We start from the raw sequence: 12,472 nt of genomic DNA on the forward strand, positions 1-12,472 counted from the left end.
CCAACACCCCCGACAGGACCAACACCATGAGCAGTGAACAACAGTCGTATGTGCAAGTTCCAGCGAAGACAGTGACGGCGGGCGGCGTCACGTACGCGTACCGGGAGATGGGGCCCAAAGGAGGGGTTCCGGTGGTCTTCCTGATTCACCTCGCGGGGACCATGGACAACTGGGATCCGCGCATCATCGATCCCATCGCAGCGAAGCACCACGTGATCACCTTCAGCAACCGCGGAGTGGGCGGGTCCACGGGAAGTGTTCCGGACAGCATCGACAGCATGGCCGACGACGCCGCGACCTTCATCCAGGCGCTGGGATATCAACAGGTGGATCTCTTCGGCTTTTCGCTGGGCGGCATGATCGCACAGTCGCTGGTCCTCAAGCACCCGGGGCTTGTTCGCAAGATGGTGCTCGCCGGCACGGGCCCTGCCGGTGGGGACGGCATCCAGAACATCATCGGAATCACGTACTACGACGTTCTTAGGGGCACCCTCACCCGGCAGGATCCCAAGGAGTTCCTCTTCTTCAACAGGAACGCCGCCGGTAAGCCTGCCGCGCGAGCCTTCATCAATCGGCTCAAAGAACGCACCACCAACCGCGAAGCGCCCATCAAACTCCAGGCGTTCCAAACCCAACTGAAGGCCATCCGCCGGTGGGGACTGTCGCCGTCGGCCGATTTGGGCGTCATCACCCAGCCGACGCTGATCGCCAACGGCGACAACGACCGCATGGTGCCGTCTGTCCTTTCGAATGACATGCACAGGCGCATTCCCGGCAGCGAACTGGTCATCTACCCCGACTCCGGGCATGGTGGCATCTTCCAGTTCCATGACAGGTTCGTCCCTGCAGCCCTTGAATTCCTGAGCCGCTGATGCCTCCAGCCGCTGAAGCTCCTGCCCGCTGATACGGTAGCTGAATGCAGCCTGCGCCCCAGACCCTTGGCCGACGTGAGCGGAATAAGCAGGAAAAGCTTGACCGCATCACCGCGGCAGCCCGTGAACTTTTCACCCAGTACGGCGTGGATGAGGTCACCACCCAGCAAGTGGCTGAAAAGGCCGACGTCGGATCGGGAACCTTGTTCCTCTACGCCAAGACCAAGGCGGAGCTACTGCTGCTGGTGCACAACGTGAAATACGCTGGAGCGCTCGCCTCGGGCGTCGAAGCCGCTTCCAAGGAAAAGGCTGTGCTCGACGCAGTGATGGCCATCATCCGTCCCATCATCGAGTGCAACCGCGTCCAGATCGAGAACGGCCGGACTTACCTGAAGGAGATCGTCTTCGGTGATCCCGCCGAGCCGCACCATGCAGAGGCTTTGTCTCTCACCATGCGCACAGAAGAGGCCATCGCCGAGATCCTTGGCGGGGACCAGAAGCTGGTTTCCCGCGATCCGGCGAAGCTGGCACGGATCGTCTCCTCGATCATGTTCATCAGCATGACGTCCTCGGCCACCATTGGACTCACAGACGCCCAGGTCGGCGACGAGATCCGGGATCAGATCAACGTGCTCCTGGGCGCCTGACTTTTAGCTGCCTTGGCGGTTGAGGAATTCCTCGTGCTGGCGGTGCGCTTCGGTCACTTGCTCGCGGATCTTGTCCACGTCTTTGGCCTTGTTCCGGTACTTCAGCGGCATCTGGACGATCTGCGCCTCTTCGGCCGTCAGTGCGCGGTAAATGCGTTCGCGCTCGTTGGCATCAGCAGTGTAGTCGAGGTCCAGGTAATCGACGGCGTGCCGGCGGGCGTTGTTGATGGCGGTCTGGGCCTTGCCGGCCGGGCTGATCAGTGAGAGCACCACGGTGACGACCAGGACGCCGATGATCACACTCAGCGAGAGGCCGGTGGTGATCTCGATGACGTTCACGTGCTCGCCGTCGTTGATGAACGGCAGGTTGTTCTCGTGCAGGGCGTGCAGGATCAGCTTGACGCCGATGAACGCGAGGATCGCTGCCAGGCCGTAGGAGAGGTAGATGAGGCGGTCCAGCAGGCCGTCGATCAGGAAGTAGAGCTGGCGCAAGCCCATCAGCGAGAACGCCGTGGCGGTGAAGACGATGAAGACGTTCTGGGTGAGGCCGAAGATCGCCGGGATCGAGTCGAGCGCGAAGAGGATGTCCGTGCCGCCGATAGCCACCATGACCAGCAGCATGGGAGTCAGGGCACGCTTGCCGTTGACCATGGTGAAGAGCTTGTCGCCGTCGTACTTATCCGTGGTGTGGAAGAGCTTCTTGGCGAGCCGGATGATGAAGTTGTTCGCCTGGCCGTCCCCGTGGTCGCCGGGCTTGAGCAGGTTGCCTGCTGTTAGCAGCAGGATGAGGCCGAAGATGTAGAACACCCACGCGAACGAGTTGATCAGCGCGGCGCCCAGGAAAATGAAGCCGGTGCGGGCGATCAGTGAGAACACGATGCCGAAGAGCAGGACCTTCTGCTGATCCTCACGCGGCACCCGGAAGCTCGCCATGATGATCAGGAACACGAACAGGTTGTCGACCGAGAGGGCCTTCTCCGTGATGTAGCCGGCGAAGTACTCGGACCCCATCTGGCCGCCGCCGAAGATCAGGACCAGGACTCCGAACAGCACAGCCAGGCCCACGTAGATGGACGACCAGATGGCCGCTTCCTTGAGTGAGGGGACGTGGGCCTTCCGGATGTGGAAGAAGTAGTCGAAGGCCAAGAGCGCCAGAATGACGACGATGGTGATGCCCCAGATAAGGGGAGAGACGGTCATATGATCCTGCTTTCGTGAGGCGCGCGAGTGGTGTTGCTCACCGAGGGTCAAACTCTTTGTCTAAATTTACCGGGAGTGGTGGGGCGGGTGGTAACCGAATGGCAGGATCTTTATTCAAGGGGCTAACCCCGGAGCGTCCACTCGTCCTGGTTGTGCTCCCGATGCCAGTGTTGACGAGGCTCCCCGGATTCACGGACGACGTCGTTGAGCCAGAACGTGGTGTCGGGGTTCCAGCCGGCGATGACACTCGCCGTTCCTTCGGCCAGGTCCACTTCAAGTGCGCGGCCTGCCAAGTGAAGGTAACCAGCGACGGTGAGGTGGACAGCATCCCATCGTGAGCTTGCCCTTTCCCAGTCAGGGATGACCCAATGTCCGTCCCGGCCCGTCGTGCGGAACCAGTCGTGTCTGCGGGATGCGGTGACTTTCAATGGGAATTCCCGGCATAGCTGGATCCAATCCGCAGCTGTCCCGATCTCCAGGATCTGTCCGGTTCCGGCGACTGGGATGGCGGTGGCGTTCTCCCATCCCAGCGAGTCCTCCACCAGATCCAGGCCCTGGGGAATCTGCCCCGTGGACTGCATGAGGTTGTGGGGTATTGACCACCACTCGCCTCCCACGTTGGCCCTGAGGTCTGCACGGCGTTCCCGCGCAGCACGGACCTCCCCGGCCCGTTGGTTGCGCGCCCACTCTGCCAGCTTCTGTCGGGGATTTCCGGCGAGTGGCGCAGGGTCTCCCGCCGAACGCCAATCGATGCTCCACTGCTTCACCTCAGCCTCGCGGGTCCACGATTCTGCGGCAGATGTCCCGAGAACGCCCTCCGCGACGTGGCATAGGGCATTCGTTGTATCGGGCGCGGCGGCAAGAACGTCCTCGCCGTCCGGTTCCTGCCAATACCGGGCGGTATCAACGGCCCGCTCCAAAGCGTTCTGAACCAGCTGGTTGGTGATGCCCTTGAGATCCAAGGACGTGATCGATGCTGCGAGCTCATTCACAGTCGGCTCTGGCGGGGGAGGCGGCACCTCGCCCGAGGGAGACATGGTCAACATCCTCCGCGACCTGCCTGCCCCAGGATCGAGTTTGTATCCGAGGTGGAAGACGGCGATACGGATGTCCTGGTCCATTTCCATCGCGAGTTCAAGGCACAGGCGACGCCCACGAGGCCCATTTAGCAATTGCTCGGTGTGCGGCTCCATGTCCTCATCCTTGCAGCTGTGAATCCTCGGTGCAGGAGCACGACGTCGGAACCCGCCTTGAGTGCCTGCAGCTTGCCTGACGCTTGAGCCTGGTTTCAATGGGGTTACTGTTTGTCCAAGCCCCAGATTGCGAGACTGCCGCCAGGGCAAGAAACCAAGAGCAATCCCTCAGGACCATTGATGGTCCAGGCTTCGTACCTAACAGGGAAGGATCCCCGGCGGGATCAAGGCGATGAATTGCAGCCCAGTGCTCAGAGCGTCTTCCGCAAACGCATGCCAGTACCCAAACCAGCCAGCCGCGGCTTCGCGTACAGCCACACCACAACCCCGAACAGCGGCATCACGAAAAACAACAGCACCCAAATGACCCGGCTTGTTTGATCGAGTCGGTCCTGCCGTACGACATCGAAGATGGCCCAAATGTTCGCTCCCATGACGAACACCGCAGACAGTCCTGCCAGCAAGGCCAGAATCCATTCCCAAGCTTCCATGTCGTCCCCCTCGAACCAGCCGGTTCGGTCCAAGCTAGCACTCGCGCTGCAAACGTACGACGCCGGATCGCGCCTTCGTGCCGACGGTTTGGCTCTCGCTGTGGTCGCCTCAGACCAGCGCGGTCATGACGTTCCAGATCGGAGAAGGCTCAATGGTGGGCTCTATTTTTTCGCTTCCTGACGAGCCAACCAGCACCGATGGCCGCCACGACAGGCCCACCCAGGAAACTAAACCACAACGGCAATAGGGAATCGCCGGGGTCGATTTTCTGCTCGTCAATCACGTAGCCGGCGATATTCATGCCAGCTATTGCGCCGACAAAGAGGACGCACCCCGCCACGATCAACACGACAGGAGCGTGGGAAAACAGTGATTTCATTTGTTCCTCTCTGACCCCAGTCGACCGCGTCGACGAACCAGCACAACAGGGCCATGAGGTCCTGATGCATGATCGATAATGGTCACGCAGCCGGGAATATTTTGAGCAGATAAAAACGACTCACAGAGGTAAAACCGATGGCCTAGGTGGTGGCACGGCCGCAAAACCAGGGTTCTCGGGTGACCACCTAAGTGTAGCCAGCGAAAAATGAGTGGTTAAAGCGCTCGTCTAGGTGGTGACAGCACCCGCCATGTTCATACCTGTGCATTTGATTGCCACAACCGCACAGCCGGCAAGAAACTCCTTGAGGAAACCCACTCAATGAGGAGCCCCACTTGCACCCACAACCCATGGCCAGGCGTCTGGCAGCAATTGCCGCATCTGCGGCACTAACGGCGGCAGCGCTGGCAACCGGAATCGCAGCCAGCCCAAGCGCAACCGCAGCTGAACTACCACCCCCGCCCACCGGCGTCGTGTATGCCAGCGACGTTCCGTGGGCCAGCATGAGCAACGGTTGGGGACCGGCGGAACTGGACATGAGCAACGGAGGCCAGGCGCTGGGCGATGCCAACCGGAGGCCGCTGACCATCGGCGGCACTGTGTATCCCAAGGGCATTGGCACGCACGCGGCGTCGTCCATTTCCTACAACCTGGGCGGCCAATGCCGGCAGTTCCTGGCGCAGGTGGGCGTGGACGATACCCAGGGAGACCGCGGTCGCGTTGACTTCAAGGTCCTGGTGGACGGGGTGGAACGGTTCGCGGGGGAGCGGAAGGGGACGGACGGGGCCTTGCCCGTCAATGTGAATCTGCTGGGCGGCACCATGCTGCAGCTCAAGGTGGAGACCGGCCCGGAAGGGAACGGCAACGACCACGCCGACTGGGCCGATGCCAAAATCAACTGCTCGGACGCCTACCTCGCGGCACCGCTGCGCGTCGAGGGCTCAGCCGGGACCAACCTCAACGGGCTGGTCCCCGGGACGCCAGCGACCGTCGTCGTGCGTGACCTTAAGCCGCTGAGTCCGGTCAGCCTGACCTTGCGCGGTGCCAACGTGGCCGACGCCGTTGCTGACGCCACCGGAGCGGCCACCATCACCTTTGTGGTGCCAACGGGAGCTGCGGGCGGGACCACCGAACTGGTCGCCACCGGCACCGGGCCGTTCGATGTGGCCACCACAGGCAAAATCGGCGTGCTCATTGTGCAGATCAGCGATGCGAAGTTCTATGTGGATTGCTCGGCTGCTGTTTCCGGTAATGGCAGCCAGGCAAGCCCGTTCAACTCGATCGCCCAGGTGAACGGCCACGGCGCGTTCAACGCTGGCGAGTCGATCCTTTTCCGGGCTGGCACCAACTGCACCGGCGCGCTCACGCCGGCTGGTACCGGCGTCGCCAACCATCCGATCACGCTCTCCTCCTACGGCGAGGGCGATAAGCCGACCATCAACGGCAACGGTGCAGTGGCAGCCATCAAGATCACCAACGCCAGTCATTGGACCGTCAGTGGATTGCGTGTGGTGAACCCGTCGGACACTCCGGTGCGCAGGGTCGGGATTCTCTTCGAGAACAGTGGAACGGCGCAGACTGCCGGGGTCGTGGTCACGGGCAACCACGTGGAGGACGTAGCGGGCTGGCGCAATAAGGCCACGGACGGCGCGGGCTTCGCGCAGTCTGCCGGCATCATGGTGCGCACCTGGGGCAAGGGGTCCGTGGACGGCATCACCATCACCGATAACGAGGTCAACGACGCTGCCGGTGGCGGCGTCAAGATCTCCGCTCCCGACACCACCGAGCGCTACAACACCAAGGTGTACGTTGCCCGGAACGAGATCCATGACGTGGGCGGCGACGCGATTGTGATCCATAACTCTGACGCGCCGCTCATCGAGCACAACAGGGGGCTCAACCTCGGCCAGGGCGCCCACCCCTATGAGGGCGGCAACTTCGCGGGCATGTGGCCGTACAACTCCAAGAACCCGGTGTTCCAGTTCAACGTGGTGGGCAACAGCACCACCTCCACGTACGACTCCACCGCCTGGGACTGCGACATGAAGATCGTGGGAACCTGCCTGTTCCAATACAACTACTCGTACGGGAACGCCGGCGGCTTCTACCTCAACTGCATCTCCAACTGCGGCGGCGGGGCGACGGCGGCCAACGTGGTTCTGCGCTACAACATCGCCCAGGACGACTGCCGACTGGGCGGCAGCAGCAGCGGCACCGGCAAGCACTACATCTACAACAACACCTTCTACTGCCCGTCGCGTGTTTTTTCGGATGACATGACCGGCCCACGCGAGGTGCGGAACAACCTGTTTGTGGCACCGGGCGGTTCCTTGAAGGCCGCGTCGGCTGTGTATGCGAACAACGCGTACTTTGGCGGGATCTTGCCGCCGGCTGGGGAGACTGGTTCGGTGCTGGGTGATCCTTTGTTGGTTGCTGGTGGCAGCGGGCAGACGGCGTTGGACGTTCCCGGGTACAGGCTTGCTTCCGGGTCGCCGCTGATTGGTGCCGGCACTGTAGTGGCCGACGACGGCGGCAGGGACTTCTTCGGTAACCCCACCTCGGGTGCCGGTTCTGTTGGGGCTCCTGTTGGGGCCTCTGTTGGGGCGCCAAACATCGGGGCCTACCAGGGGCCGGGTGCTGCCGTTGCTCCTTTGCCTTTTGCATCTTTGGTGAATCAGACCTCCGTGGCGAATGCGGCCAACCCTCGGAACGGAGCTGTTTCTGCGGACCGCCGGACGTTCTCCGAGGAGGCGTTGGCTGCTGCCGGGCTTGTTTCCGGGGAGTCGTATTCGGCGTTTGGAATGTCCTCCGTATGGCATCCGACGGCTGTGGGAACGCCGGACACTGTGAAGGCTGCGGGTCAGGAAGTAGCTCTCTCCGGCCGCGGGCGTACCTTGCTGGTGACGGGTTTCTCTACGGGCAACGTGTCCTCCGGGGTTGCGACAGTGCACTTCACTAACGGTCAGAGCCGGACCGTGACCATTGCGCTGCCGAACTGGCGCACCGGGGTGGCTACGGATACTTCGGTGGTGGTGGCGTCCTCGGCCTATCACCAGCGGCACACGCAGGCTTACATCGGCGGGCCGTCGACGGTGGTGCGGGTGGATGAGCCGGCACGTATCTTTGCCACGAAGATCGACATTCCTCCGGCTTTCGAGGTCTCCAGCGTGACGTTGCCGCAGGGGAGTGCGCTGGTGAACGAGGGGCTGAACATCATGGGTATTGCTGTGGGGAATCTGCCGCCCGGGTTGCGGTAGTTCCTTGGTTGGTTGAGGTCAGAGTGTGGGATCCGCTGGTGAGGCGGGTCCCACACTTGTTTGTCCGGATAGAGCGGCGGGTGTCACCACCTAGACGGAGCGGATCAGCACTCATTTCTTGGGCTTTCGACACCTATTTTCAGCAAAATCACCACCTAGATGACCCTTTTCGCGTCTGTGCAGGCATTTGCAGGGCGCACGCTGTGCAGGTCAAAGCAAGATCGTTCTTCACTAGGAGCAGTCATGATCCTGAAGCACATCAGCAAGATAGCAGTGAGCCTGGCAGTCAGCGCTGGGTTGGCCTTTGCAGGGCTGGCTCCCGCCAACGCGACTGAACCCCTGACAGCGACGCAAACGGTCGCCGTCGAGCTTCCGGCCGAGACGAACAGCCCAGCGCCGCCGGAACCGGCGGGACAGTATTACTCGTTCTGCACCAACCTGGGGGCCTCCTTTACCTGGACCAACAACGACCCAATGACGTGTCCCGGTTACCTCGATGTCTACATCGGCGGCCAGCAAACTGCGCATTTGAACATCGGAGGAAGTCCGGGGAGCCTGCTGTGGAGTTGCGCGCTGGGGGTGGGACTGAGCATGGTCACCATTTTCGTTCCGGGAGGTGCGCCAGTTGGGTGGGCATTAGCGGGTGCGTTGTCGTCCATGGGAATTGCCCTGATAGGTTGCGCGGGGTGGTAGCTCGGGCGACCGTGCTGTGACGACGAGGGGTGATCGCTATGAAAAGCAAGGTACCGCATCCATTGCAAGTTGCTGGGTTCTTCGCAATGGCCATCATCTTTGCGACCTGGCAGCCGTTTGTTTGGTGGCGAGGCATTGGGGCCGCCGTCATGCTTGGTTCCGGGCTGTATGGCTCGTACCTGTTGTGGCGGAGCAAGCTCAAAGAGTCCAGCCAGGATCCTAGCGAGCGTGAGTGACCGGGAAGATGACGATGGCCTGTGGACTAACGTCTGCAGGCCATTTCTTTACTGGTGGGTGTTTTCGTCGGGGCGAAGGCAATTCTGCAGATCAGGGTCACCCAAGCTGGCCACGAAGCCGAAGTCGTGTTTTCCATTATCGGGTGGGAGCTCGCGCTCCAATTTCAGTGCCGACGTGGGTGTCAACAGGGTTTTCGCGATGCCGCTTTCTGTTTCAAAGGTGAAGGACCCAAAGATTGTCGGGTCAACGCGGTGCCTCAGCAGGAGTGTCGTGTCCGAGCCATTCACTTCACAAGCGACCGGGTGATAGTCGTCCAGGTGCCGGCCCCAAATGGGCAGGGAGAGTGGGAACGAAAGCTGGACAGCTTCAGGAAACGAAAACGGTATGCGGTCAATGGAAAGGCTGAAATCATCGACTCCATCCGTCTGAACTGTGAGGGAACGGGGGTCGAATGTTCTCGTAGGCCCGTCAGGCAACTCCGTCGCAGACCACATGAAGGCCCTTGGGTGCACCGAAACTGAATGCCTCACCAAGTGGTTACCGCTTTGGCAATACGAAATGCCGGTGTAGGCGCTTGCCTGTCCGCCGCCCAGCGCTTTTCCGATTGCGATCGCCAGCTGCTCAGAGGAAGTGTCCACGCCTCATCCTCGCATGGGGGACGCTACCCGCTTAGGAGGGTTCGCCGTCGTTGTTTGTCAGCAAGAACTTGCGCAACAGGTTCGCCAGCTGTTGCCGCTCAGTCTTGGACAGGCCTTCGAGCATCTTCTGTTGATTCTCTACGTGTTGCTCAGCCACGGCGAGTCTTCTGGCGCACACTAACTATGGCAAGGGGACTGTCGAAGCAGCCAGATGTCGCAACCCGTAAAGTAACGGGTGCTTGCTAGAGTCCGTCTATGACGACTGAACCCAGCGAAGCGGCAGTACGACTAACTGAAGTTTGCCGTTCTATTTTCGACGATGAATCTCAATGGATCGAAGCGGATGGTTATCCGGACAGTCTCGCGCTGGGCATCATTGACTCCATCTTCTCGACAGGATCGCACTACACAAGTGTCGTGAACGTCACAACGGCCTATCGCGCCATGCGGCGGGCCGAGGGCGGCGATCCGAATAGCGGTGGCGTCCGAGAATTATTGGCCTCGTTCGACGCCTTGGGCGGCAGCGCCGGATGGGCCGAAGCGGTCAACAACCGTAAACCGGCGCACACGGGGGACGGTGCACTCCTAAAAGCCGAGGTTGTCTATCGCGCTGCGCTGACTCTAGCTTCACTGGAAGATGGTCCAATCGAGACCGCGGCTGACGTGCGGGAGGAGTTCCAGCGGGACCCCGAATTGAAGAGGATCAAGAAGGCATGGCTACGCCTTCCGAGCCAATCCTCGGGAGTTACTTTCAACTACTTACTGATTCTTGTCGGTCTACAATCCGTTAAGCCGGACCGGATGGTGATCCGCTTCATTCAAGAACACGCGGGCCTTGTAGATCGCACTGTTACTCCAAAAGATGCGGCGAGCTTGATCAGCCAAGTCGCTGGGCTCTATCCCACTGCAGCGCGCAAGCTTGATCACGTGATCTGGCGGTATGTCTCAGGCCGCGAGGTTTATCGAACGGCTGACGTGAACTAAGTTCGCGTATTTGGAGGCACGGCTTCTATGAAGCCGACGGCGGCCAAGGCGGTGTCACGCCTCATCCTCGCATGGGTGACGCAACCCGCTTAGGAGGGTTCGCCGTCGTTGTTAGTAAGCAGGAACTTGCGCAGGAGGTTTGCCAGCTGTGTTCGCTCAGTCTTGGACAGGCCCTCGAGCATCTTTTGTTGATTCTCCACGTGGTGCTCCACTACGTCATCCACCAGGGCGAGCCCTTCGGGTGTGAGGCTGATGAGTAGCTGCCGGCGGTTCTCGGGGTTGGTCTCGCGATGAACCAGGCCGCGGTTTACGAGCCGATCTACGCGGTTGGTCATGGCCGCAGAACCGATCATGGTCAGGCTCGCCAGTCGCCCTGGCGTCAACGGAGCTTCAGCAGCCGACCGACGAAGCGTTGCCAGGACGTCGAACTCCCACGGCTCGAGTCCGAATTGGTTCATGAATTTCTGCACATCCAGAGAGGCGAGGCGACTCGCCCTGTTGAGCCGGCCCAGAACGCCCATTGAGCTGACGTCCACGTCGGGTCGCTCTGTGTTCCACTGCTCAAGAATCATGTCCACTGCGTCGCGGTCCATCGTCCTCCAATGCTTGACCTCAAACATTACAGCACCTACATTGTCTTACATCAAATAGTTCGATATCGAAATGTATGGAAGTGAAAGATGAGTTCATCTGCAGCGGTTGCCAGCAGAACGGGAGTTGGGGCGTCCAAGGCATCCCCTCGCGACCTCTTTATCACCGCCCTTGCCCCGATGGTTTGGGGCTCCACCTATCTGGTGACCACGGAGTTCCTCCCCGCCGACCGGCCGCTCCTGGCTGCAACCGTGCGAGCCCTGCCAGCTGGGATCGTGCTCATGTTGGTCACCCGAACGTGGCCGCGGGGGAGTTGGTGGTTCAAAGCCGCAGCGCTGGGCGCGCTCAATATCGGACTGTTCTTCTTCCTCTTGTTTTTCACCGCGTATCAACTGCCGGGTGGGCTCGCAGCGCTGGTCATGTCCATCCAGCCTTTGTTCGTGCTCTTCCTCGGCGTGCTGTTGCTGGGGGAGGGGATCCGCAAGGCGCACATCATTGCTTGTGTGGTGGGAGCCGCGGGTGTCGGCTTGCTCGTCCTGCGATCCGACGCGACGCTGACTTTTGTGGGTGTGCTCGCCGGGATGGCGGCGGCGCTGAGCATGGCGGCCGGCATAGTCCTCACCAAACGTTGGGGAAGGCCCGACGGCGTGGGGCTGCTTGGGTTTACGGGCCTGCAGTTAGCGATGGGTGGCGTGATGCTGCTGCCCGTGACGCTGGTGGTTGAAGGGCTGCCGGGGTCGGTTTCGGTGCCTAACCTGGCGGGTTTTGCGTACCTCAGTGTCATTGGTGCGTTGGTGGCTTACGCCGTGTGGTTCCGGGGGATCCAGCGGCTGCCCACGATGGTGGTGTCGTTCCTGGGATTCCTGAGCCCGCTTGTAGCGACGGTGCTGGGGTTCGTGTTCCTGGGGGAGTCGTTGTCGGGGTGGCAGCTTGTGGGTGCTGTGTTGGTGCTGGGTGCGGTGTTTTTGGTGCAGCGGCCTGTGGTCCAGCAGCAAGTTAGGGTGATAGCGCTCAGCTGACCTAGACGCTAAATGCTCGACGGCGGCAAGGACTTTTCAGGGAGTGTCAACTCGGTGCTGTTGCACCGACTCACAGACGCCCATCAAGTACGCTGCGTGGCAGTTGTTCCTTTGCCGTGGGTGCGCTAGTGAATGTTGGTGCGGAGCTTAGCACCAACGATGGATCGTCGGTCGTTCTTGGCTGACGGGTTGGCTTCTGCGGGGCCCGCTCCCGGTGCTCGGCATTTCGACCCCCGGGTGCAATTCTTGTTTGGCATCATTCTCCGGGGG

14 protein-coding genes and 1 pseudogene are annotated in these 12,472 nt (G+C 61.1%); 7 read left to right on the forward strand and 8 right to left on the reverse strand.

Going from position 1 to position 12,472, the window contains the following annotated elements:
- Positions 1 to 26: 26 nt before the first annotated feature.
- Both LN996_RS17415 and LN996_RS17420 read left to right on the forward strand, forming a co-directional pair.
- The gene (locus tag LN996_RS17415) at positions 27 to 872 is read left to right on the forward strand and encodes an alpha/beta fold hydrolase (RefSeq protein ID WP_231341665.1); all 846 of its coding nucleotides are present in this window, start codon (positions 27 to 29) and stop codon (positions 870 to 872) included.
- Positions 873 to 916: 44 nt separating this feature from the next.
- Positions 917 to 1,519, forward strand: coding sequence for a TetR/AcrR family transcriptional regulator (locus tag LN996_RS17420; RefSeq protein ID WP_231341666.1), 603 nt, complete (start codon positions 917 to 919; stop codon positions 1,517 to 1,519).
- A 3-nt stretch (positions 1,520 to 1,522) separates the two neighbouring features.
- On the opposite strand, the gene LN996_RS17425 is transcribed toward LN996_RS17420, so the two are convergent.
- The 5 genes and pseudogenes from LN996_RS17425 to LN996_RS17440 all read right to left on the reverse strand — a co-directional run bounded on the left by LN996_RS17425 (position 1,523) and on the right by LN996_RS17440 (position 4,783).
- Positions 1,523 to 2,719, reverse strand: coding sequence for a TerC family protein (locus LN996_RS17425; protein ID WP_231341667.1), 1,197 nt, complete (start codon positions 2,717 to 2,719; stop codon positions 1,523 to 1,525).
- A gap of 122 nt (positions 2,720 to 2,841) precedes the next feature.
- Entirely contained in the window at positions 2,842 to 3,912 is a 1,071-nt protein-coding gene (locus tag LN996_RS17430) for a hypothetical protein (RefSeq protein WP_231341668.1), read from the reverse strand.
- Positions 3,913 to 4,016: 104 nt separating this feature from the next.
- Positions 4,017 to 4,100: pseudogene (locus tag LN996_RS23895) on the reverse strand (hypothetical protein); the annotation flags it as partial.
- Positions 4,101 to 4,163: 63 nt separating this feature from the next.
- Complete coding sequence (locus tag LN996_RS17435) at positions 4,164 to 4,403, reverse strand: PLDc N-terminal domain-containing protein (RefSeq protein WP_231341669.1); 240 nt, start codon at positions 4,401 to 4,403, stop codon at positions 4,164 to 4,166.
- Positions 4,404 to 4,552: 149 nt separating this feature from the next.
- Positions 4,553 to 4,783 (reverse strand): LPXTG cell wall anchor domain-containing protein, encoded by a 231-nt coding sequence (locus LN996_RS17440; RefSeq protein ID WP_231341670.1) that lies wholly within the window; start codon positions 4,781 to 4,783, stop codon positions 4,553 to 4,555.
- A gap of 350 nt (positions 4,784 to 5,133) precedes the next feature.
- Between LN996_RS17440 and LN996_RS17445 the strand changes: the two genes are divergently transcribed.
- The 3 genes from LN996_RS17445 to LN996_RS17455 all read left to right on the forward strand — a co-directional run bounded on the left by LN996_RS17445 (position 5,134) and on the right by LN996_RS17455 (position 8,969).
- Positions 5,134 to 8,040: an NPCBM/NEW2 domain-containing protein gene (locus LN996_RS17445; RefSeq protein WP_231341671.1), complete on the forward strand. Its 2,907-nt coding sequence runs from the start codon at positions 5,134 to 5,136 to the stop codon at positions 8,038 to 8,040.
- Between the two features lie 243 nt (positions 8,041 to 8,283).
- On the forward strand, positions 8,284 to 8,733 hold the full coding sequence (locus LN996_RS17450) for a hypothetical protein (RefSeq protein WP_231341672.1): 450 nt from the start codon (positions 8,284 to 8,286) through the stop codon (positions 8,731 to 8,733).
- A 38-nt stretch (positions 8,734 to 8,771) separates the two neighbouring features.
- Positions 8,772 to 8,969, forward strand: coding sequence for a hypothetical protein (locus LN996_RS17455; protein ID WP_231341673.1), 198 nt, complete (start codon positions 8,772 to 8,774; stop codon positions 8,967 to 8,969).
- Positions 8,970 to 9,017: 48 nt separating this feature from the next.
- Here the strand turns inward: LN996_RS17455 and LN996_RS17460 are convergent, their stop codons facing one another.
- Together LN996_RS17460 and LN996_RS23710 are read right to left on the reverse strand one after the other, a co-directional pair.
- Positions 9,018 to 9,608 (reverse strand): hypothetical protein, encoded by a 591-nt coding sequence (locus LN996_RS17460; protein ID WP_231341674.1) that lies wholly within the window; start codon positions 9,606 to 9,608, stop codon positions 9,018 to 9,020.
- 31 nt (positions 9,609 to 9,639) lie between these two features.
- Positions 9,640 to 9,765: a hypothetical protein gene (locus tag LN996_RS23710; protein ID WP_269215798.1), complete on the reverse strand. Its 126-nt coding sequence runs from the start codon at positions 9,763 to 9,765 to the stop codon at positions 9,640 to 9,642.
- Positions 9,766 to 9,863: 98 nt separating this feature from the next.
- Here LN996_RS23710 and LN996_RS17465 point away from each other — a divergent pair, with 98 nt between their 5' ends.
- Positions 9,864 to 10,592: a hypothetical protein gene (locus LN996_RS17465; protein WP_231341675.1), complete on the forward strand. Its 729-nt coding sequence runs from the start codon at positions 9,864 to 9,866 to the stop codon at positions 10,590 to 10,592.
- Positions 10,593 to 10,681: 89 nt separating this feature from the next.
- On the opposite strand, the gene LN996_RS17470 is transcribed toward LN996_RS17465, so the two are convergent.
- Positions 10,682 to 11,185, reverse strand: coding sequence for a MarR family winged helix-turn-helix transcriptional regulator (locus tag LN996_RS17470; protein ID WP_231341676.1), 504 nt, complete (start codon positions 11,183 to 11,185; stop codon positions 10,682 to 10,684).
- 87 nt (positions 11,186 to 11,272) lie between these two features.
- Between LN996_RS17470 and LN996_RS17475 the strand changes: the two genes are divergently transcribed.
- Positions 11,273 to 12,202 carry an EamA family transporter gene (locus tag LN996_RS17475; protein WP_231341677.1) on the forward strand — a complete coding sequence of 310 codons (930 nt, stop codon included), beginning with the start codon at positions 11,273 to 11,275 and terminating at the stop codon, positions 12,200 to 12,202.
- The last annotated feature ends 270 nt before the right edge of the window (positions 12,203 to 12,472 follow it).

The sequence above is a fragment of the Arthrobacter sp. AK01 genome, from assembly GCF_021109375.1.
Taxonomy (GTDB): domain Bacteria; phylum Actinomycetota; class Actinomycetes; order Actinomycetales; family Micrococcaceae; genus Arthrobacter.